28 protein-coding genes are annotated in these 26,151 nt (G+C 58.2%); 8 read left to right on the plus strand and 20 right to left on the minus strand.

The window, feature by feature from the left end:
- Window positions 1-2 precede the first annotated feature (2 nt).
- From GGQ99_RS11530 to GGQ99_RS11540, 3 genes are all read right to left on the minus strand, one after another.
- Complete coding sequence (locus GGQ99_RS11530) at window positions 3-776, minus strand: HpcH/HpaI aldolase family protein (RefSeq protein WP_183262639.1); 774 nt, start codon at window positions 774-776, stop codon at window positions 3-5.
- 297 nt (window positions 777-1,073) lie between these two features.
- Window positions 1,074-1,502 (minus strand): hypothetical protein, encoded by a 429-nt coding sequence (locus GGQ99_RS11535; RefSeq protein WP_183262640.1) that lies wholly within the window; start codon window positions 1,500-1,502, stop codon window positions 1,074-1,076.
- Complete coding sequence (locus GGQ99_RS11540) at window positions 1,499-1,948, minus strand: hypothetical protein (RefSeq protein WP_183262641.1); 450 nt, start codon at window positions 1,946-1,948, stop codon at window positions 1,499-1,501. The genes GGQ99_RS11535 and GGQ99_RS11540 overlap by 4 nt, the downstream gene beginning before the upstream one ends.
- A gap of 74 nt (window positions 1,949-2,022) precedes the next feature.
- Here GGQ99_RS11540 and GGQ99_RS11545 point away from each other — a divergent pair, with 74 nt between their 5' ends.
- On the plus strand, window positions 2,023-2,175 hold the full coding sequence (locus tag GGQ99_RS11545; RefSeq protein WP_183262642.1) for a hypothetical protein: 153 nt from the start codon (window positions 2,023-2,025) through the stop codon (window positions 2,173-2,175).
- A gap of 9 nt (window positions 2,176-2,184) precedes the next feature.
- On the opposite strand, the gene GGQ99_RS11550 is transcribed toward GGQ99_RS11545, so the two are convergent.
- The 4 genes from GGQ99_RS11550 to GGQ99_RS11565 form a co-directional block, all read right to left on the minus strand.
- Window positions 2,185-2,883 carry an SOS response-associated peptidase gene (locus GGQ99_RS11550; RefSeq protein ID WP_183262643.1) on the minus strand — a complete coding sequence of 233 codons (699 nt, stop codon included), beginning with the start codon at window positions 2,881-2,883 and terminating at the stop codon, window positions 2,185-2,187.
- A 231-nt stretch (window positions 2,884-3,114) separates the two neighbouring features.
- Window positions 3,115-3,900, minus strand: a complete 786-nt coding sequence (locus GGQ99_RS11555; protein ID WP_183262644.1) for an ImmA/IrrE family metallo-endopeptidase — start codon at window positions 3,898-3,900, stop codon at window positions 3,115-3,117.
- Window positions 3,887-4,258, minus strand: coding sequence for a hypothetical protein (locus tag GGQ99_RS11560; protein ID WP_183262645.1), 372 nt, complete (start codon window positions 4,256-4,258; stop codon window positions 3,887-3,889). The genes GGQ99_RS11555 and GGQ99_RS11560 overlap by 14 nt, the downstream gene beginning before the upstream one ends.
- On the minus strand, window positions 4,258-4,848 hold the full coding sequence (locus GGQ99_RS11565) for a sigma-70 family RNA polymerase sigma factor (RefSeq protein ID WP_183262646.1): 591 nt from the start codon (window positions 4,846-4,848) through the stop codon (window positions 4,258-4,260). The genes GGQ99_RS11560 and GGQ99_RS11565 overlap by 1 nt, the downstream gene beginning before the upstream one ends.
- Before the next feature lie 194 nt (window positions 4,849-5,042).
- On the opposite strand from GGQ99_RS11565, the gene GGQ99_RS11570 reads away from it, so the two are divergent.
- Genes GGQ99_RS11570 through GGQ99_RS26125 form a run of 3 tightly spaced genes read left to right on the plus strand, consistent with a single transcriptional unit; the run spans window position 5,043 to window position 7,875 of the window.
- Window positions 5,043-6,146 carry a multiubiquitin domain-containing protein gene (locus tag GGQ99_RS11570; protein ID WP_183262647.1) on the plus strand — a complete coding sequence of 368 codons (1,104 nt, stop codon included), beginning with the start codon at window positions 5,043-5,045 and terminating at the stop codon, window positions 6,144-6,146.
- Entirely contained in the window at window positions 6,143-7,543 is a 1,401-nt protein-coding gene (locus tag GGQ99_RS11575; RefSeq protein ID WP_183262648.1) for a ThiF family adenylyltransferase, read from the plus strand. The genes GGQ99_RS11570 and GGQ99_RS11575 overlap by 4 nt, the downstream gene beginning before the upstream one ends.
- Complete coding sequence (locus GGQ99_RS26125) at window positions 7,540-7,875, plus strand: ubiquitination-like system serine protease family protein (RefSeq protein ID WP_246389557.1); 336 nt, start codon at window positions 7,540-7,542, stop codon at window positions 7,873-7,875. Before GGQ99_RS11575 ends, GGQ99_RS26125 begins: the two co-directional genes overlap by 4 nt.
- Window positions 7,876-7,975: 100 nt before the next feature.
- On the opposite strand, the gene GGQ99_RS11580 is transcribed toward GGQ99_RS26125, so the two are convergent.
- The 3 genes from GGQ99_RS11580 to GGQ99_RS11590 all read right to left on the minus strand — a co-directional run bounded on the left by GGQ99_RS11580 (window position 7,976) and on the right by GGQ99_RS11590 (window position 10,456).
- Complete coding sequence (locus tag GGQ99_RS11580) at window positions 7,976-8,155, minus strand: twin-arginine translocase TatA/TatE family subunit (protein ID WP_183262649.1); 180 nt, start codon at window positions 8,153-8,155, stop codon at window positions 7,976-7,978.
- 80 nt (window positions 8,156-8,235) lie between these two features.
- Window positions 8,236-8,721 (minus strand): acyl-CoA thioesterase, encoded by a 486-nt coding sequence (locus tag GGQ99_RS11585; RefSeq protein WP_183262650.1) that lies wholly within the window; start codon window positions 8,719-8,721, stop codon window positions 8,236-8,238.
- Between the two features lie 112 nt (window positions 8,722-8,833).
- Entirely contained in the window at window positions 8,834-10,456 is a 1,623-nt protein-coding gene (locus tag GGQ99_RS11590) for an ABC transporter substrate-binding protein (RefSeq protein ID WP_183262651.1), read from the minus strand.
- Window positions 10,457-10,727: 271 nt separating this feature from the next.
- On the opposite strand from GGQ99_RS11590, the gene GGQ99_RS11595 reads away from it, so the two are divergent.
- Window positions 10,728-11,447, plus strand: coding sequence for a lysozyme family protein (locus tag GGQ99_RS11595; protein WP_183262652.1), 720 nt, complete (start codon window positions 10,728-10,730; stop codon window positions 11,445-11,447).
- A gap of 40 nt (window positions 11,448-11,487) precedes the next feature.
- Complete coding sequence (locus GGQ99_RS11600) at window positions 11,488-12,384, plus strand: NHL repeat-containing protein (protein ID WP_183262653.1); 897 nt, start codon at window positions 11,488-11,490, stop codon at window positions 12,382-12,384.
- Between the two features lie 164 nt (window positions 12,385-12,548).
- On the opposite strand, the gene GGQ99_RS11605 is transcribed toward GGQ99_RS11600, so the two are convergent.
- Window positions 12,549-14,159, minus strand: a complete 1,611-nt coding sequence (locus GGQ99_RS11605) for an ABC transporter substrate-binding protein (protein WP_183262654.1) — start codon at window positions 14,157-14,159, stop codon at window positions 12,549-12,551.
- A gap of 207 nt (window positions 14,160-14,366) precedes the next feature.
- Window positions 14,367-15,680 (minus strand): hypothetical protein, encoded by a 1,314-nt coding sequence (locus GGQ99_RS11610; RefSeq protein ID WP_183262655.1) that lies wholly within the window; start codon window positions 15,678-15,680, stop codon window positions 14,367-14,369.
- A gap of 148 nt (window positions 15,681-15,828) precedes the next feature.
- Between GGQ99_RS11610 and GGQ99_RS11615 the strand changes: the two genes are divergently transcribed.
- On the plus strand, window positions 15,829-16,752 hold the full coding sequence (locus GGQ99_RS11615) for a LysR substrate-binding domain-containing protein (protein WP_183262656.1): 924 nt from the start codon (window positions 15,829-15,831) through the stop codon (window positions 16,750-16,752).
- Here GGQ99_RS11615 and GGQ99_RS11620 read toward each other — a convergent pair.
- From GGQ99_RS11620 to GGQ99_RS11635, 4 genes are all read right to left on the minus strand, one after another.
- Window positions 16,746-17,699, minus strand: a complete 954-nt coding sequence (locus GGQ99_RS11620; RefSeq protein WP_343061714.1) for an SMP-30/gluconolactonase/LRE family protein — start codon at window positions 17,697-17,699, stop codon at window positions 16,746-16,748. The genes GGQ99_RS11615 and GGQ99_RS11620 overlap by 7 nt on opposite strands.
- A gap of 1 nt (window position 17,700) precedes the next feature.
- On the minus strand, window positions 17,701-18,402 hold the full coding sequence (locus GGQ99_RS11625) for an RraA family protein (protein WP_183262658.1): 702 nt from the start codon (window positions 18,400-18,402) through the stop codon (window positions 17,701-17,703).
- Window positions 18,403-18,419: 17 nt separating this feature from the next.
- Complete coding sequence (locus tag GGQ99_RS11630) at window positions 18,420-19,229, minus strand: HpcH/HpaI aldolase family protein (RefSeq protein WP_183262659.1); 810 nt, start codon at window positions 19,227-19,229, stop codon at window positions 18,420-18,422.
- A gap of 86 nt (window positions 19,230-19,315) precedes the next feature.
- Window positions 19,316-20,944 (minus strand): ABC transporter substrate-binding protein, encoded by a 1,629-nt coding sequence (locus tag GGQ99_RS11635; RefSeq protein WP_183262660.1) that lies wholly within the window; start codon window positions 20,942-20,944, stop codon window positions 19,316-19,318.
- Between the two features lie 218 nt (window positions 20,945-21,162).
- Here GGQ99_RS11635 and GGQ99_RS11640 point away from each other — a divergent pair, with 218 nt between their 5' ends.
- Window positions 21,163-22,089, plus strand: coding sequence for a LysR substrate-binding domain-containing protein (locus GGQ99_RS11640; protein ID WP_183262661.1), 927 nt, complete (start codon window positions 21,163-21,165; stop codon window positions 22,087-22,089).
- 45 nt (window positions 22,090-22,134) lie between these two features.
- Here GGQ99_RS11640 and GGQ99_RS11645 read toward each other — a convergent pair whose 3' ends face one another.
- From GGQ99_RS11645 to GGQ99_RS11660, 4 genes are all read right to left on the minus strand, one after another.
- Window positions 22,135-22,443 (minus strand): DUF4387 domain-containing protein, encoded by a 309-nt coding sequence (locus tag GGQ99_RS11645; RefSeq protein ID WP_183262662.1) that lies wholly within the window; start codon window positions 22,441-22,443, stop codon window positions 22,135-22,137.
- Window positions 22,440-23,816 (minus strand): acyclic terpene utilization AtuA family protein, encoded by a 1,377-nt coding sequence (locus tag GGQ99_RS11650; RefSeq protein WP_183262663.1) that lies wholly within the window; start codon window positions 23,814-23,816, stop codon window positions 22,440-22,442. Before GGQ99_RS11650 ends, GGQ99_RS11645 begins: the two co-directional genes overlap by 4 nt.
- A gap of 163 nt (window positions 23,817-23,979) precedes the next feature.
- Complete coding sequence (locus GGQ99_RS11655) at window positions 23,980-25,059, minus strand: ABC transporter ATP-binding protein (protein ID WP_183262854.1); 1,080 nt, start codon at window positions 25,057-25,059, stop codon at window positions 23,980-23,982.
- A gap of 50 nt (window positions 25,060-25,109) precedes the next feature.
- Window positions 25,110-26,138, minus strand: coding sequence for an ABC transporter ATP-binding protein (locus tag GGQ99_RS11660; protein WP_183262664.1), 1,029 nt, complete (start codon window positions 26,136-26,138; stop codon window positions 25,110-25,112).
- Window positions 26,139-26,151 lie beyond the last annotated feature (13 nt).

Raw genomic sequence — 26,151 nt, forward strand, 5'->3', positions numbered from 1 at the left:
GTTCAGGTATCTCCCGCCTGCTTCACCGCCTGGATCATCTCGGCATAGCTGCGCCGCATGAGCTGGTACTCCGGCTCCATGCGGACGATCCGCATGCCGTGTTCAATCCACCAGGCCGCTTGGTCCAGCCCCTCCGATGTCGTCCGGAACGTGTTGCAAATCTGCTTTCCGGCATCCAAGGCAGCGAAGTAGATGCGTTTCCTCAGTTCGATTATCTGGTCGCTATAGCGATCGGTGGGCGTGCCCAGGCTGAGCGACAGATCGCCAGGCCCGCACATCACAACGTCGAGCTCGGGCACCGCCAGAATTTCCTTGAGGTTCTCCAAACCTTCACGGGTCTCGATCTGAACTCCAACGATGACCTCTGTCTGCGACCACGCGAAGTATTCGGCATCGGACATGTCGCGAAAACGGATAGGCCGATTTGAGACCCTCTTGCCCTTGGGGGGATAGTGAACAGCATCAACCAATGCATGTAGGTCTGCTGCGCTGTTGCAGGTGGGGATGTGGATGAACTGCACCCCCATGTCCAACAAGTTCATGATTTCCCAGGGGTCGTTGCGGCAGCGCGCAGTAGTCGTCATCCCGTACGAATATGCCGTGTTGACCATGTTGCGCATGTCACGATGGTCGATCGCGAAGTGGTAAGGATCCAGCGACACCAGATCGGAACCGACAGTGCCGGCGATTTCGACGAGCCCCGGCTCCGCAAACTTGATCATCGGCCCGACCGCCACCTTACCCGCCGTGTAAAGCTCCTTGACCCGATTTCGCATTTCGTCTCCTCGCTCACAGCGAAAGAGCCTTCAACGCACGCACTAGGCAATCGAGTTTTTTGCGGCAGCCTTTGACTTCAGCTCATGCTGGGAAGGCGGCCGTGTTCCGGTCGAATGGGCCCTAGCAGCACCCTGCCAATTTCTTCGACCTTCAGCTTCGCCGGCGACACGACCTGCCGCCATCGAAACAGGCTGTTGCCGGGGCGGGAGCACAACGAGCGGGCAACATGTTTGCTGCGTCTGACTGAAGGACGATTAAGCTCCACTGAGCCACCGGGCGGCCAAGGCCACGCATGGTCATACCTCCTGGCCCCAGCGGCCGTGGTGCGGGTGATCAGCGGCCGTATTCACGGAAGAACCGCGGCAGCTGAAGTGGCCCGCAGCGCTCGATCGGCTTCCACTCATCGGTTCGCAGCCAGGCGCCATTGACGCGCCCACGCTCCTGTCCTTGGCGGGATCGAAATGAATGCCTTGGAACTCGGCAGCGAAGACTTCAGCATCGGATCGGCTCGCAAAGCAATAGAGCCGAAAATCCTCGCTTTTGCCGTTCGGCCATTTCGCCGTGACCTGCAGTGTCTTGGGGTGAGGCTCGAAGCGCTCGCAATACCGCGCGAGGAGATCGTAGTTCTCCATGCAGCACAGGTCATTCGGCAACGCTACCTGATGAGGCAGGTTCTTACGGATATGCCAGCGCTTTGAGTTTTCACGCTTCTTCGCAGCGGTCATCCTTCTCGCCGCCCCTTCAACAGTGCCAACAGCTCCTCGTACTTGGCACCGCACCGATCGTAGACACTCAGGCTGCTGGCATTAGGGCAGCCTACGCGGGCGACAATCTCATCCAACAAGTGAGCCAGCGTGCGGTCTCCCCCCGTTCGGACCATCGTTTCCCGGTCGTATTGCTTTCGCATCCCGCACTTCTCGCATGAGACGATGACCTTGTCGGACGGAAATTCGGAGAGCTTTGGCATGAGAACGAAATAGGAACAAATACCTTGCGGAGTCAATTCACATTGCAGCCGGGCAAGCTCGGTGCTTCTCTCGTCATGAGGAAGAGAGAGGCGCTGATGAAGGACGGTTCCCTCCAAGATTTCATCGCCGAATTGCTCCGGGCGGCAAATAATCCTGCGCGCGTACGCGACCGGAAATAGGTCGCCTGCTCCACCATGCCGCATCTACCATTCGGAATTTTCGAGACCAGATCGGTTACTCGGAAACCCCAGCGAACGATTCCGGCCCTGGTGACATCGTGTTCGAGCTCTTGGCAGTGGCTGACAATGCCGATCACGCCTCGAACGAGGAAGTTTCTGCGATGATTATTAAAGCTGTCGAGCTCATCCGAGATGCCAGGACGTTGCTACAAGCGCGTCTTGAAATCGAGGCTGAAATGAAGCCGACCTAACGTCGACCGTTAGGGATCGATCGGATCGAGGATATCCGGTGTGTCGTTTTTCGGGGAACCGACCTTCCGTCCGATCTTCCACATCGTCATCAAATCCGACGGGAACGGCTTCATAAGGTCCGCTGGGTCGGCCTCCGGCCCTATCCATCGCGCGTAATCCGCCGGCGCCAGGATAACGGGCATGCGGTCATGGATCGTCGCCATGAGTTCATTTGGTGCGCACGTGACGATGCAGAAGGTGCGAAGCAGCTCGCCATTTGCCGGATTGCGCCAGATGTCGAAGATTCCGGCCAAGGCGAAGGGAGCGCCATTCTTCATCGCGATGGCGTAGGGCTGCTTGTCCTTGCCTGAACCGTGGATATCCTTCCACTCGAAATAGCCGTCGATCGGCACTAGGCAGCGCTTCGTGGCATAGGCGCGCTTGAACATGCCGTTAGAGCCGATGGACTCGGAGCGAGCATTGACGGGTGGAGGACGGCCCGAACTGGCTTCCTTCTGCCAGGATGGCACCAGCCCCCATTTCGCCGAGACGAACATCGCACTGCCCTTTTGGGCCTCGTCCTGGACGATGATCGGGTACAGCAGGCTTGGCGCGCCATTGTAGCGAGGAAAGCTGTTGTCGAGCGCGCCGACGGCTGCGGGGTCGGCAAAACCGAAGCTCCGCACCATCTCGGCAAGGGTCGATTTGACAAAGACACGGCCGCACATAGGCCAAAGTGACGCTCAAGTAGAAAATTAGCAATGGCTCTGCCACCATTGCCAAGATCTACCGAGAGATCAAATGACTGATCGGAGATGTCCGTGTTTCGTTGTCTGAAATGAGGCGCAAGCTCGCTGACAAGTCAGGGCCGAAAGCGTTCGGTCTGGCCCGAGCATTGGGACTGAGAAAGCCCCTAGGTGCTTGAACATTGGCCTACGACGCTTCTCGCCCACCGCCGCTCAACTAAGCATCGCTCCGTCCAGCAGCAGTATGGTTATCACGCCTTCACCCGGCACCCGGAAGGACTGCTCGGTAACCTCATACCGGGGTGCCGCATGATTATCGAACCAAGCGTCAGCCCCGATCTTCCTGGGAAAACTCTGATCTTGGGTGTTCGCGTTGTGCAAGAGCTCGAAAGCAAAGCTCTCACGATCGAGGTCGGGCTTCGGAAACCAGTAGCCGGGAATGCCGTCGGCGGAGCGATGCCACTTTCGCCCTCCGGTCCCATGCGTGATCATCATGGCATTGCCATAAAGCCCGCTAGTTACCATCCTGATCAGCGTCGCCGTCAGGCTTGTGTTGAAAGTGCCAGCGACCAACTTGAGCGCGTTGAGGTCGAGCCGCCTGTGAGGCTTGCACTCCGCCTTGAACATTGTCCAGGGCATCAGCAGGTCTGCAGCGTACTGGTCCGCGGCACGTTCCACCGCGTTGGTCTTCGAGAACTTTCCGATATCGGTGGCGCGGCACGCAACGGTCTCGCCCCTATGATACGCCCAATGTCCCAGCTCATGCGCGATTGAGAAGCGCTCGCGCTGGATCATGCCGCCTGGGGTTACGGAGATGATGCCTTTGTTGCCACGGCCCGTGATCATCGCCTCACAGCACTTCAGGCACCGCCGTTTGATGCGAAGCCCGACATAGTAGGCAATCGCTTCGAGGTCGATGTCTCGGGGTGCTGTGATGCCGAGCGACTTCAAAAGTGAGTCAGCCGACAGGTTCCTCGGTATGGGGTCAATTCTCTTCATCGTCGTCAGCTTCGAGCTCGGCAAGATCTTCCAAGATGGCATCAAGATCGCCATCCATGGAACCGTCTCCGAAACGAGCCGCCAGCGTCAGACCAGCCGTCAGGTCACCCGCTTTCGCTCGGTCATAAAGCTTTCTGGCATTCTCGATCCCCTGAGGTGCTACGCTCTGCTTCATCGAAGCCGCGAATACACCTTCCCTCGCGCGCTGTAGTCGGGCTTTCGCGAGACGCGCTTCCGCATCGTCAGTTGCCTTCTGGAGCAGCAACAGGCTCTCCGCGTCCTCGGGACCGACTGGGGTATCATCCGCCAGTATGAACTCCAGCAGGCTGTCTACCGCATCCTTCTTGCTGTCACCCATCAGGAGCGTCCTTCCTTCGCCCGGTACTCCGTGCATATCTTATCAATGTGGCGATTCAAACGCGTACGAAGCGTGGCAAGTTGCTTCACATCTACGCCAAGCTCCTCCTGGAGCTCCTTGCCCCTCAGATCGCACTGGATGCCTGCCCATAGCAGCTCCAGGTCCTCATCGCCCGCGATACGTGTCTCCAGTACCGACACGATCTCCTCAACCAAGGCCTTATTCCGAAGATCTTCAGAGTCGTCATTGGCGGCCACCCGTGGAAGATCGTCAGGCCGAACTACGGACATCTTGTTCTTAAGACGCACGACCTTACCTTCGTCGGTCAAGAACATTCGGTCGCTGAGGAGGCTCTTCATCACACCTGCGAAGTAGGCGGTGAATGGCTGCGAAATCGGCCAGAGCCGCCTCCCTTCAGCCATTCGGACATAAGCCTCACTGATCAGCTCTTCGCGCGTGACGTAGGTTCCTCGCGCCGCGAGCACACTTGCAGCATTGGCCAGGTTGCGCCGATCGATATCCGGCAGCCCATGAAAGGCCGCCAATGCGTCATCTACCGGATGACAGCGGTCGTCCCCACCTTGATCCACGAAGCTCTCCGAACGCCGACTTCCGGAACCCTAACACCGTATCCCCCGATCCCAATCCCAGTGTCCATCATGGATGCGCGCGAGGCGGCGGATTCCGACAATTTTTCTTCTCTGTCGGAATCCTGCGGGTCGTCCGCATCACCTTTGGACCACCCAACGTCTTACGATCAACGCGAATACAGGACACAAGACACATGACCACCGTAACTACCACCCAAGGCTCCGGCCGTAATGCTACCGTCGAAATCGCAGGGCTGGACCTTGCCTTCCGCAGATTCGAATTGGACACCGAAACCCCAACGGGAGGCAAGATCGCCCGCGCCGCTGGATTCGACAGTTCACAGCGCCCTTATGTCCTCCAGTGGATGGAGGATGGCGACTTCGAGGGGATCCGTGTCCAGGAAGAGGCAGATATTGGCAAGGGCACCAAGTTCATCATCGCCGAGAGCGATGGGACGAATCGCATCGCCATCAACGGCAACGAACTGGACTGGCCGGCGGAGTCCGTTTCGGGCGGGATCATCCGGAAGCTCGGCAGGATTCCTTCCGAAACGCCTATCTATCTCGAGCGCGTCGGGCAGCCTGATCGCATCATCGAGGACGCTGAAGTCATCAAGATCTCGAAGGGCGGCATCGAGGAGTTCAAGACCCGCGAGCCGCAGGTGTGGAAGCTCAACGTCCAGGGCAAGCACATCGAATCCAGGGCGCCCACTATTACGGTAGTCGACGCGCTTACCACCGCAGGCTTCGACCCGCACATGTGGATCATCATCCTGAAGGTCCATGGGCAGCCGAAGAAGCAGCTTGCAGTCGGCGACACGATCGACCTACGCACACCGGGCATAGAGAAGGTCCGGCTCATCGCGAAGGACGTGAACAACGGTGAGGCGCGTCCCTCGATGTTGCGCGAATTCCCCCTTCTCGAAGGCGATGAAACCTTCCTCGCCGATACTTCTCCAGTCTGGGAGACGACGATCGAGGCTGGGCGCCGGTGGCTGATCATTCACGGCTATCCTGTTCCTGAAGGCTACACCGTTTCGTCGGTTGACCTCGCCTTGCTGGTCCCCCCGAACTACCCGCAGGCAGAGATCGACATGTTCTACGTCGATCCGCCACTCCGGAAAATCTCGGGCGGCACAATTCCCTGCACGGAAGCCACGGAACAGATCGCCGGGCGCAGCTACCAGCGCTGGTCGCGCCACCGCGGCCCCGGTTCTCGCTGGAGCTCCACGACGGACAACGTGATCACCCACCTCGCGCTTGTGGAGGAGGCGATCGCCAAGGAGGTCGCAGAATGAAGCCCGGGCTCACCCTCGCCTTCGCGGGTTCGACACACCGCCATCTCGTCAGCCATCTACATCCAGGCGATGGCAACGAGGCGGCGGCCATCCTCATCTGTTCGTCCTCGCCAGGCCTAAGGCGCCGTCTCGTCGTCCGCGAGACGATCGCGGTTCCCTACATGGCCTGCTCGCTCAGGGCCCCGGACGCTGTAGTTTGGCCTGGCTCCTACATCGAGCAAGCCATTGATGTCGCCGAACCTGAAGGATTGACGATCATCCTGCTACATTCGCATCCAGGCGGTTGGCTGGACTTCTCGCATGTCGATGACGAAAGCGACGCTCGCGTCATCCCCGGGATATTCGAAGGCGTCGGCGGTCAACATGGCTCGGCCGTGATGACAGCCGACGGTGCCGTCCGTGCAAGGATCTACGCTTCGGACATGAGCCATGAGGAAGTCGATCTAGTCACAGTCGCGGACGACGAAATTCGGAACTGGTGGGTCGATGGGATCGTGAAGGGTATACCGTCAGGCCGACCGATGGCATTCACGGGCGCGATGACGGCGGAACTGGCACGTCTTTCCGCAGTGGTGATCGGGGTTTCCGGCACCGGATCGATTGTGGCTGAACAATTGGCCCGTCTCGGTTTCGGTCGTATCGTTATGGTCGATCCGGACCGGGTCGAGATGAAAAACCTGAATCGGATCCTGAACGCAACGTTCGAGGATGCCACGTCGGGACGGCTCAAGGTCGAGATGTTCGCCGATGCTATCGCCTCATTCCGGGGCCCGGAAGTGGCAGTGCCGATCCCTACGGAGATCGGGAACAGAGAAGCAGTTGAGACGGTCGCACAGTGCGACGTGATTTTCAGCTGCGTCGACAGCCAAGATGGCCGTCAATTCGCGGACCTGATAGCCTCTGCCTTCTTGATACCGTTGTTCGACGTTGGTGTTGTCATTCCGACATACAACGATGGCGGAAAAGCAGCGATAGGAGACGTTTGCGGACGCATCGACTACGTGCACCCAGGTGGCTCCACCCTGGCCGACCGCAGCGTTTACACGCCCGAAGGCCTCCGGGCAGAATACATGCGGAGAGTGAACCCGAAGGCGTATGAAGAGGAGCTGGCCGCTGGCTACATCAAGGGCGTGGTCGAGGAGGCTCCGTCGGTCATCACGCTTAACATGCGCGCCTCGTCGGCCGTCGTGGCGGAATTCGTCGCCCGGACCTTCCCCTTTAGGCAGGAGTCGAATGGCCTCTACGCCAGAACGATCTTCAGCCTCGCTGCGTGCGACGAGGACCATTTCTCAGAAGAGGATTTTGAGCGCAAGGACAACAGACTCCTAGGTCGGGGCGCGGCAGAACCCCTGCTCGGTCTCCCGGCCCTCCGAAGAGAGGGCAAGGACACGCAATGAGAATCGTCAAATGGTTGTCTAGATACTGGGACCGACATGGGCCTGCACGACGGCTAACCGTGTTCGAAGGCGAGTCCCTCCCATCGCGCCGTCTACCATGGCGTGACCTGATCCTTGTCCGAGAGGACAATGAGGACTGGAGTGTTGGGTTCAGGTGTCCTTGCGGGTGCGGAGAGGCAATCGAGCTGGCTGTTATGGACGGTGCCGCCCCGCGTTGGGACGTTGCGGTGGACGGCAAAGGACGGCCAACATTGCGCCCGTCAGTCTGGAGGCAGCGAGGTTGCCGCTCCCACTTCTGGGTCCACAAAGGTAGAATTCACTGGTGCGATTAGGCTCGACGACCGTCCGGATGTGCGTCCTGCGTTTCCGTTGAGTCTCAACGCGGCGCAACGAAGGACATCCGATTTCAGGATCGGTACGGCCGACCGACGGCTAGTCCGCCCGGTGCTCGACCACCTTGGTTTCATCCGGAACGTCGTCAGCCATTCCCTTCTTGAAGCTCTTGATGCCCTTGGCAACGTCGCCCATCAGTTCGGGGATCTTGCCTCGCCCAAACATAAGCAGAACCACGACCAGCACGATCAACCAATGCCAGACTGAAAAAGATCCCATCAGATCGTTCCTCCCTGTTGATTTACCAGCTTTGCGAACCGCCCCAAACTTTGTGACGGTCGATATGTCGAATGAATGCTCTAGCCGCCACTTACCGCTTCAAACCGTGCCTCGACATCCCTGCGCAACCCCCGGCGCATCGCTGCAGCTCTGTAGCGGCGCAGTTGGGTGTCAGTTTCCAGGGTAAGGTCAGGCACTGGGGTCGGCTTGCCGAGACCATCTACCGCGACCATCGTGAAGTAGCAGGAGTTGGTGTGCCGCCGCAGTCCCGAACGCACATCCTCTGCCTCTACTCGGATTCCGACCTCCATCGAGGTGCGTCCGGCATAGTTGATTGAAGCGCGAAAGGTTACGAGCTCGCCTACATTGATCGGCTCGCGAAAGACGACCTGGTCGACCGAGAGAGTGACAGCGTATTCTTTCGAATACCGAGACGCGCATGAGAAAGCCACTCGGTCGAGCAGACTTAAAAGCGCTCCCCCATGCACCTTGCCAGAGAAGTTGGCCATATCCGGTGTCATCAAGACGACCATTTCGAGACGGCGAGTTTCGTCAGTCGCTTCCATTTGAACCCCGTCACACGCTGCGTAGGAAACCCAGCCGCTCCGGCGAAGGGTTGACGACCAGGGATGGGCGCTGGCCAGATGCCAGCGCCCTCGCGTAAGCCTGGGAGGATACTTACGCTTCGGACAACCAGACTTCTTGCATGCGCCTGTTGTTGTCCATCTGGGGATGCCGCAACAGGTCATGGACTCGGCGAGACTGACCAAGGAAGCTCTTGCGCCAGAACAGGATGACCCGCCCCGCGTCTTCCATCGCGGCCAACTCCATAGCCTTCACAAGCTCATGACGCTTGGCTTCGTCCAGTTCCGACGTTTGCTGCGCGAACAGCTCATCGATCTTTGCGTTGCAAAGTCCCGAGAAGTTCCTTCCGCCCTTGCAGGTATAGAGTTCCCCGAACACAGCATCAGGGTCATCCGCATTGACCGTCTGCTCCCATGCTCCAAGTTCGAACTTCTGGGTCGTCAGATTGTCGTAGGCAACCGCGTCCTCCTGGAGATCCAAGGTCGCGTTAACACCCACTTTGGAAAGCTGATCGATGAGGAAAATCGCCAGGGCTTCATAGGACGCGCCTCTCTTGGTCATGAGCTTGGTAGAGATACCGCCTTCATGGCCTGCCTCTTTCAACAGCTGGCGAGCTGCCGCAAGATCCGCTTCCCGGTCAGCTGCAAATCCGGGAAGCTTGGCGAGCTGTTCATCGCTCTGCGCCCACTTTCCCTGGGCTGGCATCAAGCCGCCGAGGTAGCCATCATTCTGGCGCAGTACCTTCAGCGCTTCGCGCCGATCGATTGCCAAGTTCAGTGCCTTGCGTACACGAACGTCGTCCCAGGGCGCTTTGCTCACATTGAACACCAGCGAGCTGAAGCCATAAGACGGCGTGCCCTGGATAAGGATCTTGTCTCCGAACTCCTTTTCGGCGCGACGAGAATCTTCCCCCTGCAGGCTCTCGTAGACCAGTATCTGTCCCGTGCGGAAATAGCTGTACACGGTCGAGGGGTCTGGCACGATGTAGTAGGTGATACCGTCGAGATAGGGCTTGTCCGGGATGTGGTAGTCCGGGTTGCGCTCCAATTCGACGCTGACACCCGTCTGATAGTTCTTGAACTTGAATGGCCCCGATCCGAGGACGGTCTTCTTCAGATCGCCACCCCCTTCTACGAAGTGCTTTGGAAGGACCAGCATCCAGCCCGTGGCGAGGTTCGTCAGCAGCGAGGGCGACGGAGCATTCAGGACAAATTCAATGGTGTAGTCGTCCAGGATGTTGATGTCTTGGACAGCCGACAGCGCCGACTTGCGCACGCTGACCACACCTTCTGGAGGGTTGCGAACGAGATCGAAGCTGAATTTCACGTCAGCCGCAGTGAGCGGAACGCCGTCATGGAACTTCGCATTTTCGATGATCTTGAAAGTGAGCTTCCGGCCGTCTGGTGCAAAATCCCAGCTCTTGGCCAAGTCCCCAATGATCTTTGTTGGGTCTTTCGGATCGTACATCACCAAGCTGTTGTAGCAGGGAGCGATGGAATAGAGCGTCCTCGACGTAGAGTTGGACAAGGGATCAAAATTCGGAGGATCGGACTGATAGTTGAAAGTCAGAATGCCACCCTTTTGTGGCGTTCCGCCTAGCACTTGTGGCTTTGCCGCATCTTCCGCGAAGGCGCTCCCCGGCAGACAAAACGCGGCGGCACTAACAGCCATCGTACCACGCAAGAAATCGCGGCGGCCAATGATGACCTTGTCCAAGTCCAACATGTTATCCTCCCTTGGCCCTCGAGCATTTTCCCGTAGGGTCAACCGTTGATAACTCACAGCCCAGAGCAGGTTAAAACTATTAATAGTCGCTTCGGCGTGATGTTTTGTAATCTCCACCCTGAATGGACCAACAGGCATCCTTCAGTTTGCGTCTCACGGCTGCGTGAGTTTCCGGCAATGAGACGTGACTTATCTTAGTTTGACTGAGCCGCCACATCCTTCAAAAGCTTTCGTAAATCGAAGCGGCGGAGGAGCCAGTCGAATGAATGACGTTGCAGGGCCGTCGCGAGATGGTTGGCGTTGGTGGCGGGAACAAATGAATGCCCCTTTACCGCTCGATTGGTCGCCCTCTGCGACACCCATTTCAGTCGACGCTTTCGACTTGATCGTGCAGGCAGAAGTCGGGGGACATGCCCGCTACGTTGCTAAGCATTCCATGCCATGGTGGCCCGGCGGCCGTGCAGGCATCACCGTCGGTATTGGGTATGACGTCGGCTATTCCCGAAGCGCGCATCTGACCAGCGACTGGCGACCGCGCATCGAAGAGATGTGGATACATCGGCTTGAGGGCAAGATCGGTGTCACAGGCCATCGCGCCGAAGCAGCGCTGGTCGACCTCAACAAGCGGATTTTCATGGAGATATCCTGGCAGGATGCGATTTGGGTGCATCGCTTCAGGGTACTGCCGCGCCTGGTGGGTATGGTTGAGCGTTCGTTGGGCAACTCCTGGCGACTCGGGTCCGACTGTCTCGGGTCCTTGGTTTCACTGGCCTGGCATCGCGGTGTCACGTTTGCCGATCCGCATGACCGCCATGCCGACATGCGTTCGATCGGTCGGCAAATGTCCAACGGCAATTTCGAGGCAATCCCTGACGAAATTGCAGCGATGGCGAAGACGTGGGCAGACGACCATCCCCAGGCTGCCTTACGCAAAGAAGAAGCGAAGCTGTTCACGCGCGGGCTTTGCAAGATTCTGAAGTGAACTGGGCGGCAACCAAACAACAAGACAGGAAGGCATCCGAATGACGGTTGGCCAAGGGAACTTTCGGTACAAGTTGGACGACGAATGGGGACGAATGCCCAACGGCGACCGCACTCGCTATGTCAGCATGATCGCGTGCGACGCTGAAGACCGCATCTACGCATTTTGCAGAGCTGGCGAGGCAGTGCGTGTCTTCAGCCCGCAAGGCGACCTCATAGCCTCATGGGGTGAAGGCTTGTTTCTGAGGCCTCACGGCATCGGCGTGTCGCCAGGCGGCCAGGTGTACTGCGTCGACGATAAGGCCCATGTCATTCGAAGCTTCACCTTTGACGGGAGACCCATCAGAGTTTGGGGAGAATTCGGCACCCCCCGGATTGCCGAGGAGGAAGGAGCGCTTGAACCTGACAAGGCCGCCAAGTTTTTTGCCCCGACCGACATCGCCTTCGCACCCGACGGCACCATGTTCATTACCGACGGTTACGGCAACTCCGAGGTCCACCGCTTTTCTAGCCACGGCGAATGGGAGTTTACCTGGGGTACCCCGGGCCAGGGGCCCAGCCAATTCAAGACGGTCCACGCCGTTTGCCTTGACTCAAAGGGCCGCGTTATCGTCGCGGACAGGGGTAACGATCGTCTTCAGGTTTTCACTCCCAATGGCGAACTGCTCGCCATCATGGACGATGTCCTTCACCCGAATGCCATCCAATGCGATGCGCAGGACTACATCTATTCGACGGGAAAAGGCCAAGTGGACATTCGGACACCTGATGGCGAATTGGTTTGCCGTTGGGGTAAGCGACATATCGATCAGGACGTTCGAGAGCAGGAAATCCTGCATAGGGCGCACGGCCTTGCCATCGACTCCAGCGGGAACCTCTACCTCGGAGACGAGATGCACGACCACGGCGGTTTCCTGCGCCGATATGTGCGGGTCTGATCGAGACACCTGGACCGCCCTACTAGCCGTATGACAAACGCGCCGGATCGGCTCCCACAAGGGACCCGATCCGGCGCGTTTTCATTCGGCCTATTTGAAACAAGCCATGCTTTCGCAAAACTACAGCCGTGATCCCAGGGACCACGGCTGTCATTTGGCAGGCACTAGGCGGTGAGAGCTACATTCGCCATTCGCGAGGAGTCATCGGGGTTTCCGGTCGCCACGTACCCTGAAACCTTGGCAGAATGGCCAACGAACTTGTTCTGGTAGAACAAGACGATGCGGCTACATTCATCAAGCGCGATTTCTTCCATTCTGTGCGCAATGGCAGTGCGCTTGGCGACATCTGTCTCCAACGCCTGCTCTTCAAACAGTTTGTCGAGCTCCGCGTTCGTAACGCCGGAAATGTTTGCGGGGCCGGAAGTGTGGATCGAGCCAAACACGACATCGGGGTCATTGACGGGATATGCAATTCCGCCTTGGGACACCAGGTCGAAATTCGCAGCGTTGAAGTTGTCGAAGAACATGGCGCTCTCCTGCACGTCTAGCGCAACTTCGATGCCAACACGGGCAAGTTGCCCCTGCACCATTACCGCTCGCTCTTCGTGATTGATGTTCTTCCGCACAAGCATGCGAAGCTTCAGTCCGTTTGGATGCCCGGCCTCGGCAAGCAGCTTGCGTGCCTTTTCCTGGTTCTGTTCGACTTCGGCGCCATAGCCAGGCATTTGAAGCAGCTTGTCTTGCGGCAGTGCGTAACGTCCCGGAGGGATGAAGCCGCCGATCTGCGCCTGACCCTGCTCGAGCAGCTTGATCGCTTCGTTCCGATCGATTGCGTAACTGATAGCTTGCCGAACACGCTTGTCGTCCAACGGAGCCTTGCGGCCATTCAATGTTATTGCGGTCGGGTTCAGTGCTACGACGCGCTGGACTTTCAGGCCATGTTCCGTGTCTTTCTCGAAACGCAAACCCGAGTCGGAACTCATTTCGTTGTAAAATAGGATCTGGCCTGTCTGGAAATAGGCATCCAGGGTCGACGGATCCTCGGCAACGAAATACGTAATGCCATCAAGACGCGGCCGATCGGCCTGGAAGTAGCTATCATTGCGGACCAGGTCCAGCCGGACCCCGCGTTGATAGTCCTTGAACTTGAAGGGACCCGTGCCGATCACCTCTTTCTGCATGTTGCCGTCGCGCTCGAGGATATGCTTCGGCATGACGACCATCCACCCGGTGGCAAGCAACGGCAGGAACGAAGGCTGCGGTCGCTTCAAGTGGAACTCGACTGTGAGCTTGTCGGGTGTTTCGATGCGATCGATTGCCGAAAGGCTGCTTTGACGAATGCTGGCCGTGCCTTCCGGCGGGTTGCGGACCAAGTCAAAGGTGTGTTTCACGTCAGCTGAAGTAAACGGCATTCCATCGTGGAACTGGACTTTGTCGTGCAGCTTGAACGTGACAAGCTTGCCATCTGCCGACACTTCCCAGCTGTCGGCAAGTTCGCCGATCAGTTCATCGGGCTTTTCCGGGTTGTTCGTTATGAGGCCATTGTAGCACGGCCCAAGGGTAAGGATTACCCATGACGTGCTGTTCCCGATGATGTCGAAGTTTGGGGGATCCTTCATGTTAGCGGTAAGGGTGCCTCCCTCCGATGCCGCGAACGCTACGCCGCCAAATTGACTCAAAACGGCAGCCCCGAGCCCGGCTGACGCTAGGCCCCATAGAACTTGTCGCCTGGAGATTTGCCCATCGAACAGGGCCGTGTTGAATTTCTCGGTCATAATTCCTCCCGTTGTCATAAGATGCTCAGGCTCTCAGCCATCGCTGCTTCCATTGGAACGCATTGGAAACGCTGTGCAATCGACCAATTGTCGTGCTGACATGAGCTTCCCTCATCTCACTCAGGACGTATTCCAGAATGCGCACGTTCATGAAGAAATGGCTCGGGAGCAGCACGCTCCCGGCCTCTTCTTCACCTCGGATGTGTCTCATGCGGTAACGGCCGCCATTTGCGAAATCACACCGACTGCGATCGCGCCGATCACCTCGTCGCTCAACGGCTTACCGGTTTCGCGGATCTTGGCGAGGCAGGCTTCCAGCACGGGCTCGATATGCTCGCGATCGGCTTCGATGCCCAATTGGTCCAGCTTCTCCCACATCGAGAAATTACCGGTCGCGCGCGTGATGGTCCATTGGCGCTTGTTGCCGACCAACTCGGGGATCAGGCTCCAATGAATGAGCGGATCGATGTCCAGTTCCTGAATGACACTGTCCGAGCCGCCACAGGCAAAGGCAGAGGTGCCAGTGATCGGATGCATTGGCGAGATCGGCTGGCCGATGATCTCTTCTGCAACGCGGGCCAGACGGGTAAGTTCCGCCAGTTTTATGCCCGTCCTGATGCCGTAGAGTGCCTCGAGCGAGGTAGCGACATGGGCCAGATCAGCCTGCCCCGAAATCGAGCAATAGCCATTAACCGTTACCTCGATGCCCTCGGCACCTGCGACAACCCCGGCCAGCGAATTGGCGTTGGCCAGCGCGAAGCCATTGTGCGGATGGACGAAGATTTTGGCGTTCGGCGCGTGCTTCTTGGCCAAACGGGTCATGTAGGCGAAGGCTTCCGGAGCGCAACCCGAGGGGCCGTCCGCCAGCAGGATGCCTTTCGTTCCGGCCTTCCCGACTAGCGAAGCATATTCCACGATGTACTCGTCATCGGCATAATTGACCTGGTTGATGGTGCACGAAGGCTCGACCCCGACAGCGAGGCAGGCCTCGATCAGCAGCAGCACGCGCGCATTCTGCTGCTCCTTGTTCACCGGGACCATCGACTTGCGCCAATCCTTGCCTTCCCAGGCGGCCTGGAACGCTCCACCGATGCGGATCGGGGCGGCGCCGGCCGCCGGCGCACCACCGAATTGCACGATTTCGATACCCGCATCTCGCGCCAGCTTAACGTCATCCTCGGAGCGGCCACCGGTCATTATCATGCGACAGGCCGGGTTCACCGCTTTCACGCGCCGTACATCTTCCGACATCGATTCCAGTGTATGGCCGCGACCGAACATCGAGAGCTGGATCTCCGCCACGCCGACGGCCACGATCTCTTCCATCAGGCGGTGGCGCACGGCCGGAGCAAGGTTCACACCCGGCATCTGTTCGATGTTGCGCAGCGTGATGTCACGGACCACCACTTCTCTCGGCGCATCGGTTCCGATCGCACGCGGATCGCGGCTGTACGGCGAGGTCATCCATTTGCCCTCGGTATAGGCACCTTTGACACGCAGCGAGTTCACGCTGTCGCGCATTGCCTGCAATTCGGCTTCGGTGAAAATTTTTGGTTTCGGCATCTAAAGCTCCTCCGTTTGAACCTCAGCCATCAATCGACCTATGGGCCTTGTTTGACAAACGAGTTATGTTCGCCTTGGCTTAGCTTTTCTCACTCATGAGGTTCAGATGCGCCTGCCACCGCTAAACGCCCTGTTGGCGTTCTATGTCGCTGCCAAGCACGAGAGCTTCCTCAAGGCAGCCGAGTCTCAGCATGTCACTGCAGGTGCGATTAGCCGCCAGGTGAAGAAGCTGGAACAGCACTTTGGCATCGATCTTTTCGTGCGTACTACCCGTGCCGTGACGTTGACCGAGGTGGGCAAAGAACTGCTGTCGTCACTGGATACGACATTCTCACAGCTGCACGCCGACACTGAGCGGATAGCTTCCCGAGCCCAGATGCCCATTCGTGTCCGCTGCTCGATGCTATGCATGCGTCACTGGCTCATGCCGAGACTTCCCGTGCTGTACGAACAGTTGCCAGCGGCAAACGTCACCTTCAGCGTCGCCCGGGCCACCGATGTCATGGGCCCGGATATGGATTGTGCTGTTCGTATTGGGAACGGCACATGGAAAGACCATACCGCGGAGTACCTGATGAGCGCCCGCATGGTGCCCGTCTGCAGTCCCGCCTACGCAAAAGGGGTGGGCGACATCAGTAACATCACCGATCTGGCGAGCCAGAAACTCATCCATGCCTGGCACTCAGGGCACTTGCCCGACCCCTGGAGCTCCTGGCTGGGGACCTACGCAGATGACATACTGCCAACCGCGCAGAAGGTAACCATTCAGGGCGAAGGGTTGGCCTATCAGGCTGCTCAGGAAGGCATGGGGATCGCACTCGGCCGCGTCTCCCTGCTTGTTGACGAACTACAAACGGGACGCTTGGCGAGCTTGCTGGAGCCGCAGGCACAGCTGGACCTAGACTACTATCTTGTCTACCCCGAGAAATCGCGACGCACAGCCGGGTTTAACGAGCTCCGCAACTGGCTGCTGGCGCAAGGAAGGGAGACCGATCGACGCGTCTCAGCACACTTTCGCGAAGCTCAATGAGCAATAGCCCCGGGCTTCTCGGAATGCGAGTACATCTGGCGCCCAACATGGGGAATGGGGGCAGTCAGGATGGACCCTGTGCTCGACTCGGTGATGAACAGCGTCTTTCTGTCCTTCCCGCCAAAGGCGAGATTGGTAGTTGATCGCCCTGCTGGAGATTTGATCCGGTAGATCGGCTCCCCGAAGCGATCAAATACCCAGACGGAACCTAGCCCTGGATGGCAAACATAGAGGTTGCCATCTTCATCGATGGCTATGCCGTCAGGCCCCCCGCTATAGGAGCCAGACAACTGCAGCATCGCTCCGACCTTGTCCACGCCGCCATAGTTCGGCAGCAGAGGTACTCGCCAAACGCTGTTGGCCCTGGTCATGCAGACGTACAGCGTCTTTTCCTCAAGATTCAGCACCAGACCGTTAGGGCTTGGCCCATTGGCGATGAGCAAATCCAACTCGCCAGTGGTGCGGAGACGGAAGACACGCCCCGTCGGGTCCTGCAGCCCCGTAGAACCTTGATCCGTGAAGTACAAATCGCCGTTAGCGGCAAAGAACAGGTCATTGACCCCTTTGAATGGCTCAAATCGGTAACGCGTCAGGAATGGACGAACACTGCGTTGCTCTGGGTCGAGCAGAAGGATGCCCAGCTTGTGGTCTGCGACGAAGATCCTTCCATCTTGGTGAATCTTCAGGCCATTGGGCTCGCCGTCATACTCGGCAACGACGGTCCACCGCTTGTCTGGATCGACCCGGAGTATCCGTCCGAACGCGATGTCCACGACGTAGAGATTTCCCGCCAGATCGAAGCACGGGCCCTCGAGAAAGGACCCGAGTTTCTGGCCTTGCCGTTTTACTCGGACGAATTCGGATTCGCGATCCCACAGTTGAAGCTCATCGGGAACCTGAGACCAAATCTGCGCTTCTATGTTTGGCGGAGCGGCAAACATCGTCACCTCATTGCTGTGGATCGATCATCACGCCGCCCCGTGCCTCGAACTCGGCCCAAAACTGGCGATCACGTTCGAGGTCCGTCGCAGCGCTATATGAAATCTCTGGGCTTTGAATTCGCCTAAGGACCGCGGTCGCGAACAACCGCGGAACAACGACGGCTCCATCTTGGTCCGCAACGACCACGTCGCCTGGTTCCACGATGACACCACCGCAGGCTACGGGAACATTTATCTCAGCTGGGCCGCGCTTCGGTCCCGACCAAGGCGAAATGGCCTTGGCGTAGACTGCAAAGCGCGCAGCCGAACACTGCTCGGCATCTCGATAGGCACCATTCACGATCACGCCGCGTAATCCGCGATCGGCAATGGCCTCTTCGAGCATCCTGAACCCGCCCAAGCACCAGTCCGTAAAGCCTTGCCCGTCGATAACCAGAACGTCTCCAGGTTCGATCAGGCGCAACGCTGACTTCACGCCAAAATTGTCGCCGGCGGGGCATTTTACGGTGACTGCAGAACCTAGGAGACGAGGCGCATCCGGATAGAGCGGTCGAATGCTCGAATCCATCGTGTACAGACGGCCGACGGCATCGCTGAGGTCAGCGATCGGAGCGCTGCTGAAGCTCTCGACAAGCCCCATTGGCAGACGCAGGAACGAAAGCCGCGCCCGGAAGGTAACTGTAGGGTATCGATCCGGGCGCTGGCTCATCTGGGGATGTTCTCGACTTATTCCGCGGCCAGCTTGGCAGTGTCGTAGCCGATAGCGCCCTTGAGGTTCTTCAAGGCATCGCCATAGGTCTGGATGAGCACCTTGAAGGGGCCATCCAGTGTCACGATGTTCACGCCCTGCTCGACCCAGTAGGCAGCCTCATCCAGGCCCTCGGTCGTGACGGCCTGTGTCACTGTGACTTGCTTTCCAGCTGCCAACGCCTCCAAGTGAATCCGCTTGCGCGCTTCCTTCACCTTCGGGTGGTTGCGGTCGTTGGCAACGCCAAGCGAGATGGCAAGATCGCCGCTGCCCACGCAGATGACATCGAGATGCTCGTTCTTGAGAATCTCCTTGAGATTGGCCATGCCTTCTTCGTCTTCGATCTGGGCGCAAAGCAAAGTCTCGTCTCGGGCCAGGTCGAAGTAGTCTCCCTGAGACATCCCGCGGAAGCGGAGCGGGCGGTTCGATTCGCGACGGCCGATCGGGGCATAGTAGGTGGCATCCACCATCTTCTGCACGTCTTCCGCATTTCGGGCGCATGCGATCGACAGACCTTGTGCACCCATGTCCATGCGCCACATCATGTCCCAGAACTCGGTCGGCGAAGCGACCCAGGGCATCATCTGATGGGACCACGCGGTTTGAATGAGGCCCTGCAGCATCTCGGGGCTGACGGGCCAGCGGAAAGAGTCGAGCTTGACGAAATCCGCACCGACGACGCCAGCGATTTCCACCAGGTGCTGGGAGGATTCCTTGACCTGAATGCCCAGGGAAACAAGGCCCGCCTTGTAACGCTGCTTTACGATGTTCTTGGGACTGGCTTTCATTGTCATTTCCTTTCGTTTTTTGACAAAGTGAGATCGTTCGCAGCCGAGGGCCGCGTTTTTGGACACGTGAACGGTGGTGGTGTTGGTCAGGCCGAGAGCCAGACGTCCTGGAAGCGGCGGTTATTGTCCATGACTGGGTGGATGATCAGACCCTGCACGCGAGGAGAAAGACCCAGGAACTTCTTTTGCCAGAAGAGAACCACCCGGTTGAATTCCTGCAGCATCGACAGCTCCATCTCGTGGGAAATGGCTCGCCGCTTGTCCTCGTTCATCTCGCGTGACTGCAGGGCAAAGTTCTCATCGAACTTCTCGTCACAGACACCGGAGTAGTTTCTCGAGGCGCTGCACGTGTAGAAATCCGAGAATATGGTATCTGGGTCGTCGCCCCCTGCCGTGTGGATCCAAGGCGAAATCTCGTAGTTTTTGGACATGAGATTTTCGTACGACAAGGTGTCGTCCTGGAGATCGATGGACGAGGTGATGCCGATCTCCGCAAGCTTCGACTGCATGAAAACAGCGGCGGCTTCGTAGTTGGCATTGCGCTTGGTCATCAACGTGGTGGAGAAGCCTTTGGGGTGCCCGGCTTCGCGCATCAGTTCCTTGGCTTTCGCAAGGTTGTCAGCTGGGTTTCCTCCGTATCCGGGAACGGTTGCCAGATCCGAAGCGGGCAAGGCCCAACGGCCGGGGGGCATAAGTCCTCCAACAACGGCCTCGCCCTGTCCGACCACGGAGATCGTCTCGGCGCGATCCATGACCAGGCTGACCGCCTGGCGCACTCTCACGTCGCTGAACGGTCCCTTTGTCGTGTTGAAGCTGACACAGGTGAACGAGAGTGCGGGAACCTCTTGAACGACCAACTGCTTGTCGTTCTGCTTGGTACGCCGGGCCTCTTCGTCGCCCATGTTCATGAAGACGGTCAGCTGGCCAGTCTTGAGATAGGATAATGTGGTCGACGCGTCTCCGATGATGTAGACGGTAATCCCATCCAGATATGGGCGGTCGGGGATGTGATAATTCTCGTTTCGCACCAGTTCGATGCTTACTCCCTTGGAGTATTTGGCCAGGCGGAATGGTCCTGTCCCGACGACATCGGCCTTCATGCTGCCCTTGGCCTCCAGGATGTGCTTGGGATAAACCAGCATCCATCCCGATGCCAAAGTAGGCAGGAAAGCGGGTGATGGACGCTTGAGCCGGAATTGCACAGTCAGCTCGTCCAGCACCTCTATGGTGTCGACCACCTCCAACTGTCCGCTGCGGACGCTTACCGCACCCTCGGGCGGGTTACGGACGAAGTCGAACGTGTATTTCACATCTTCAGCGGTAAACGGCTTGCCGTCATGAAACTTGACGTTTTCGACCAGCTTGAAGGTGTACGTCTGCCCATCTTCGGAAACCGTCCACTCACGAGCAAGGTCCCCGATGATAACGTCGGGGCTCATCGGATCGAACATCACCAAGTTGTTGTAGCAGGCACCAGCGATGTAGAGGACGCGATTGGTAGTCGTAGACATCGGATCAAAGTTTGACGGATCCGATGTCAAGTTGATCGTCAAAGTCCCGCCTTTTTTGGGCGCTGTTTCTGCCCCCTGAGCTGCACTGACCGACGACCAAAACGATCCGGACGCTGCCACGCCGAGTCCCGAAATTGCTGCGAGGCGCATCATATCGCGCCTGTTGATGCCCAATGATTTCGGGCTCCGATCTGATTTCTCCACGACTTCCTCCACCAAAATAGCGGCCTCTCACGAGGCCTGTTCTGGGCAGCGCTCGGTGTTCCGATTGCCTTGCCGCCCTGGCCATATCAACGAAGCCCGTCCCTTCGCACAATCGAGAATAGCTGCGTCCAGATTGATCTTTTCTCCGCCTCATGCGAATGCAATGTGCGCTATGGAGGAGCAGTTCGTAGCGCCAGTTGGTTTGGAAAGGCCGGAAAATGGTACCTGTCCCTTTGAATCCGTTACGCGTTTTCGTAGTAGCAAGCCGTTTTCCGAGCTTTGTAGAAGCTGCACAAAAACTCCACGTGACTCCCGGCGCCATAAGCCGACAGATCAAGGTTTTGGAGGCGTATCTTGGCGTTGAGCTCTACTCGTCAGGCGCAAACCGCAAGGAGCTGACACGCCTCGGGCAAACCTACGTCGACATGCTTGGTCCCTGCATCGACGAGATCGAAAATCAGAACGCGAAGTTCCTCAATAACAACAAGGCCGACTCCTTGCGGCTTGCCTGCTCAAACCACTTCATGAGGCAGTGGTTGTTGCCTCGTTTGGGGGAATTTCTGGATGCTCACTCGGCTATCGAGTTTTCTTTTGATGTCATGAAACCAACCTCAATGGCGGACCTTCGCGCTGACGTGTGGATTCGATACGGCCTCGGTGATTGGCCTGGATACAAGTCGTTCTCGCTCATGCGGTCGACGCTTACGCCTGTTTGCAGCCCGCGATACATCGCGAGTCATGGCCGTCCCGAGACCCCCGAAGCCTTATCCGAACACGTGCTGCTGCAATCAGAGTTTCGACCTGACGACTGGACTGCATGGTCGAAGACCGCCGGGATTGATCTTGCGCCGGACGCACGCCGCGTGACGTTCGCCGGAACCTATCTGGCCTACCAGGCAGCCTTGATGGGAAGCGGCATTGCCCTGGGCCGAAGCCACATGATGGACCATGATCTAGCCAACGGAACGTTGGTGGAGCTTTTCCCAATCAGCACCGAGGTAGAGGCGGCGTTCTATCTCTGCATTCCCACTGGGATGCCGGAGAAGCCCTCGATCATCACCTTCCGAAAATGGATCGACAGACAAGTACAATCCAATCCAAGATCAGGCGTGCTTGGTACACTGGACCACACGCAGGGCATGTGACCAAGGGTGGGTCGGTGCGCACCTTCCGGTACGCACCGTTCCTAACTAGTCGACCTTAAGCTCGACCAGCGGGCCATACTGCTGCCCACCGTAGCAATCGCCATCACCAGCGTCACACTGGCCGTAAGGCCTCGGGATGGAGATCTTGATGGCAAGTGCTGCCTCATGCTCGAAGAACAACACGTCAGCCAAGGGCACGCGGTAAAGCTTGGCAAAACTCTCGGCGGTCAGCACCTTCGAGCGGACAACCCGCTCATAACTTTCCTGTCCGTCAAACATGATATCGAACGTCAGATCAAAGGGGCCAGCATTCTTCGATCGAATGAGGCGCGCGAGTTCTCCAAGCTGTGTCATGCTGCAACCTCAAGGTAGGTGGTGGGGAACATCTCGTACGGCGTGTCGGGCACGACAACATGGTGCAGGTTGAAACGGTACGCCGCCCCTCGATTGATCTCGGCGGGCGAGTACGGAAATGCCATTCCTGTGATGAGACCGCCCCACTCCGGTATCGGATAATGCACGGCAAGATGGGCGAACGATTTTGCGATCGTCCCGCTTGTGGCTTCGTCGCCCGCGGTAACCGTAAACACCAGGCCTACGTCTTTTGCGGTCTCGGTGTTGGGTTCAAGCTTCCCCATGGTTCCGTCGCGCCCATAGACGCGGCAATGGATGGAATAGTCGTCTTCGCCGACAGAGCCGCCGAATATCTCCTGAACCCGTTCACCCATCTTGTGCTTCATCGCGTCGAGCCAACTATCCAACTGGCGGATGATGTAGGGGTCGCGAACGCCGCCAATGATCACATGCTGATACCCGACGAGTTCGACCCCCTCGAGCTTGATCGTGTAGGGGTCCGAGTAGCGAAAGTTGGAACCGTAGACCCGCACGGCACGCTCAGTCACTTGTTCGTAACGGGCCTCGGCAGTGTCGAGCACGCCGCTAGGTTCAACAACCAGATGAGGATCGGCATTTTCGTAGAGGGTATGCGAAGCCACACTTTGGGGCGAAACGTGGTTGTCCGGGTCCATTGGTTCGACGTCGAAATGGTCTTCGCGAATCCACGCAAACATGCTGTCCGGCCGTTTGCGATTGACCGAGGCTGACGCTCCACATTCGATGGTCTTGGCAGCATGCCAGATGGGCCCGGGCGCAAAGCCTTTCAGCAGTGGAAGAGCTGCATAGAGAGACGTGTCCGAGGCTCGCCCTGCCAGGATGATGTCCGCACCCTCCTTCAGAGCGGCAATGATGGGTTCCGGCCCCATCATGCCAACAATGTGAAGGCTTCGGTCGAATACCTTTTCGTCGATCGGCGGCGCGTTTCGAAGTGCAGATATGCGGTTCTCAGCGTATCGCTGCTTCAGGTAGTCGCGATCCTGTTCGCTGCGAATGACTGCCAGCTTGAAGGTCATCCCTTCCTCACGGGCAATTTCCAGCACAAGGTCGACCACTCGTTTTACGCCATCGTCGCCGCCGGCGGTGCCGCAGGAGCCAACGATCATCGGGACTTTTAACCTGTCCCGTCCTTTCATCATTAGCCTGAGATCGCGCTTCAGGCTCTTGGTAGGATGCGTCCCGCTCCCAAGACCCAGCGAGGTCGGTCCACCATCCGTGGACCCGCCATCACATGCAATGACGTGAGGACGAAGCGACAGGCCGCGCTCGAAGGATTTCTCCGAAAAGCCTGCCCCGAGCATACCGCTCGCCGCAAGAATACGTACCTCTTCCACTCTGATATCTCCTTTTTGGGCATGCGCCATCGACCCTGCGCAAGCAAGGACAAGGCGAGCTTCGTGTTGTTGACGCTATGAAAAGCGTTTCGAATCTTCTGCTATGCAGGTCCTGGCGGGTCGCACAGCGATACTCCGCAAGGGATCGCTTCTTTCACCCCGGTCAAACAATCGGGTGCGGGCCTCCAAGCATGTTCGGTTTGCTTTCAGCGATCACGTCCATTTGCTGGATTTCGTCCGACCGCCAACATGCCGCAAAATGGCCAGACCCGGTGTCCACGAACGGCGGTTCCTGTGCGGCGCATTTTGGCACTGCCATTGGACATCGGGTGTGGAACCGACATCCGGCCGGAGGGTTTAGCGGGCTCGGCACGTCACCCTGAAGGATAATCCGCTTGCGGCTCTTCTCGACCTTGGGATCGGGTATCGGCACAGCCGACAGGAGCGAACGGGTATAGGGGTGCTTGGGCGAGGTATAAAGTTCTGATGCTTTTGCCAACTCCACGACCTTGCCGAGGTACATAACGGCGATGCGATCGCTGATATGCTTCACGACGGCTAGGCCGTGGGCGATGAAGAGATACGTCAGCCCCAGGCGGTCTTGAAGGCGCTCCATCAGGTTGATGACCTGAGCCTGGATCGAAACGTCGAGCGCTGACACTGGTTCGTCGCAGACCAGGAATTTCGGCTCCATTGCAAGAGCACGGGCGATGCCAACGCGCTGGCGTTGGCCACCGGAGAACTCGTGAGGAAACCGCTCCGCGAAGTCCGGAGACAGCCCAACCAGCTCAAGCAGTTCCTGCACCCGATCCTTGACCGCCACTGATCCTACGCGGAGACCATGGACCCTGATTGGCTCGGCGATCATATCTCCAACGCTCATTCGTGGATTGAGCGAAGAATACGGATCCTGATAGATCAGCTGCATATGCCTGCGCATAGCGCGCATTTCGTCGTCCGAGGCCTGGACCAGGTCCTTGCCTTCGAAACGTACGTGGCCGCCCGTCGGTCGCCTCAACTGGAGGATGGCGCGGCCTGTGGTAGACTTGCCGCAGCCACTTTCGCCGACCAGCCCCAAGGTTTCGCCCTCGAAAATCGTGAACGACACGCCATCGACGGCTTTGATTGCTTCCCCGGTTGGCCGCCCTAGAATCCCGCCACGAAGCGGGAAATGGACCTTGAGGTCGTCGACTTCAACCAGCGGCCGAGGTGCATCTGAAGCTACGGGTACAGTCTTATTCATGGTCGCTTCCTTCGTGGCAGCTCCGTTTGCGAGTTGGCGGTCGTAGACGGTCATGGAACCAGATCCATCAGGGCGGCCGACCTATTCGCATCGGCCGCCTTCAGTTCATCTACGTTGAACAGACAGGCCGCCTTATGCTCTTCCGCGACCTGACGCAGAGGCGGCACGGTCACATCGCAAACCCCTTTGACCGCGAAACGGCACCGCGGATGGAAGGGGCATTCCTTGCCGAGCCGGGTGAGATCCGGCGGCAGTCCTGGAATAGGAACCAGTTCCGCGCCCTTCCTCTCATCGAGCCGGGGAATGGAGTTCAGGAGGCCCATGGTGTAGGGCATCCGCGGGTCTGCGAAGAGCGGCTCGGTAGGCGCGTCCTCAACAACCCGACCTGCGTACATAACGAGAAGGCGGTCGGCCATCCCGGCGACCACACCGAGATCATGAGTGATCATGATGACGGCGGTCCCCAGTTCCTTCTGCAGCTGGCCGATGAGTTCCAAAATCTGGGCCTGGATGGTGACATCCAGCGCAGTTGTCGGTTCGTCGGCAATCAGAAGCTCTGGATTGCATGCCAGTGCCATGGCGATCATCACCCGCTGCCGCATGCCGCCCGAAAACTCGTGCGGGAACTCTTTCAGCCGCTTCTTGGCGCTCGGGATTCCGACGAGGTCAAGCAGTTCCGTGGCACGAAGCTCAGCCGCGCGGCCGCCCATATCCATGTGAAGCTTGAGCGACTCCGTGATCTGGCGGCCAATCGTCAAGACCGGATTGAGCGAACTCATCGGGTCCTGAAAGATCATGGCAATGCGCTTGCCCCTGATGCGCCTCATCTCCTTTTCGGTCGCATCCAGCAGATTCTTGCCGTCGAAGATGATCTCGCCTCCAGCGATCCTCCCTGGAGGATTGGGTATGAGCCGCATGACTGCGAGCGAGGTGACGCTCTTGCCGGACCCGCTTTCCCCAACGATGCCAAGCGTTTCGCCACGCTTCAGTGTGAACGAGACATCATCGACTGCGCGAACAACTCCCTTTTCCAGGCGAAATTCGACGGTCAGATTTCGTACTTCCAGGAGGTTAGTCATTGATGCATCCCTT

The organism is Aminobacter niigataensis (assembly GCF_014200015.1).
In the GTDB taxonomy this organism is placed as follows: Bacteria; Pseudomonadota; Alphaproteobacteria; order Rhizobiales; family Rhizobiaceae; genus Aminobacter; species Aminobacter niigataensis.

Bases quoted from the DNA above. Each gene is read 5' to 3' on its own strand.
- GGQ99_RS11530 (WP_183262639.1), bottom strand. From the start codon at position 776: ATGCGAAATCGGGTCAAGGAGCTTTACACGGCGGGTAAGGTGGCGGTC.
- GGQ99_RS11535 (WP_183262640.1), bottom strand. From the start codon at position 1,502: ATGACCGCTGCGAAGAAGCGTGAAAACTCAAAGCGCTGGCATATCCGT.
- GGQ99_RS11540 (WP_183262641.1), bottom strand. From the start codon at position 1,948: ATGCGGCATGGTGGAGCAGGCGACCTATTTCCGGTCGCGTACGCGCGC.
- GGQ99_RS11550 (WP_183262643.1), bottom strand. From the start codon at position 2,883: ATGTGCGGCCGTGTCTTTGTCAAATCGACCCTTGCCGAGATGGTGCGG.
- GGQ99_RS11555 (WP_183262644.1), bottom strand. From the start codon at position 3,900: ATGAAGAGAATTGACCCCATACCGAGGAACCTGTCGGCTGACTCACTT.
- GGQ99_RS11560 (WP_183262645.1), bottom strand. From the start codon at position 4,258: ATGGGTGACAGCAAGAAGGATGCGGTAGACAGCCTGCTGGAGTTCATA.
- GGQ99_RS11570 (WP_183262647.1), top strand. From the start codon at position 5,043: ATGACCACCGTAACTACCACCCAAGGCTCCGGCCGTAATGCTACCGTC.
- GGQ99_RS11575 (WP_183262648.1), top strand. From the start codon at position 6,143: ATGAAGCCCGGGCTCACCCTCGCCTTCGCGGGTTCGACACACCGCCAT.
- GGQ99_RS26125 (WP_246389557.1), top strand. From the start codon at position 7,540: ATGAGAATCGTCAAATGGTTGTCTAGATACTGGGACCGACATGGGCCT.
- GGQ99_RS11580 (WP_183262649.1), bottom strand. From the start codon at position 8,155: ATGGGATCTTTTTCAGTCTGGCATTGGTTGATCGTGCTGGTCGTGGTT.
- GGQ99_RS11585 (WP_183262650.1), bottom strand. From the start codon at position 8,721: ATGGAAGCGACTGACGAAACTCGCCGTCTCGAAATGGTCGTCTTGATG.
- GGQ99_RS11595 (WP_183262652.1), top strand. From the start codon at position 10,728: ATGAATGACGTTGCAGGGCCGTCGCGAGATGGTTGGCGTTGGTGGCGG.
- GGQ99_RS11600 (WP_183262653.1), top strand. From the start codon at position 11,488: ATGACGGTTGGCCAAGGGAACTTTCGGTACAAGTTGGACGACGAATGG.
- GGQ99_RS11605 (WP_183262654.1), bottom strand. From the start codon at position 14,159: ATGACCGAGAAATTCAACACGGCCCTGTTCGATGGGCAAATCTCCAGG.
- GGQ99_RS11610 (WP_183262655.1), bottom strand. From the start codon at position 15,680: ATGCGCGACAGCGTGAACTCGCTGCGTGTCAAAGGTGCCTATACCGAG.
- GGQ99_RS11615 (WP_183262656.1), top strand. From the start codon at position 15,829: ATGCGCCTGCCACCGCTAAACGCCCTGTTGGCGTTCTATGTCGCTGCC.
- GGQ99_RS11625 (WP_183262658.1), bottom strand. From the start codon at position 18,402: ATGAGCCAGCGCCCGGATCGATACCCTACAGTTACCTTCCGGGCGCGG.
- GGQ99_RS11630 (WP_183262659.1), bottom strand. From the start codon at position 19,229: ATGAAAGCCAGTCCCAAGAACATCGTAAAGCAGCGTTACAAGGCGGGC.
- GGQ99_RS11640 (WP_183262661.1), top strand. From the start codon at position 21,163: ATGGTACCTGTCCCTTTGAATCCGTTACGCGTTTTCGTAGTAGCAAGC.
- GGQ99_RS11645 (WP_183262662.1), bottom strand. From the start codon at position 22,443: ATGACACAGCTTGGAGAACTCGCGCGCCTCATTCGATCGAAGAATGCT.
- GGQ99_RS11655 (WP_183262854.1), bottom strand. From the start codon at position 25,059: ATGAATAAGACTGTACCCGTAGCTTCAGATGCACCTCGGCCGCTGGTT.
- GGQ99_RS11660 (WP_183262664.1), bottom strand. From the start codon at position 26,138: ATGACTAACCTCCTGGAAGTACGAAATCTGACCGTCGAATTTCGCCTG.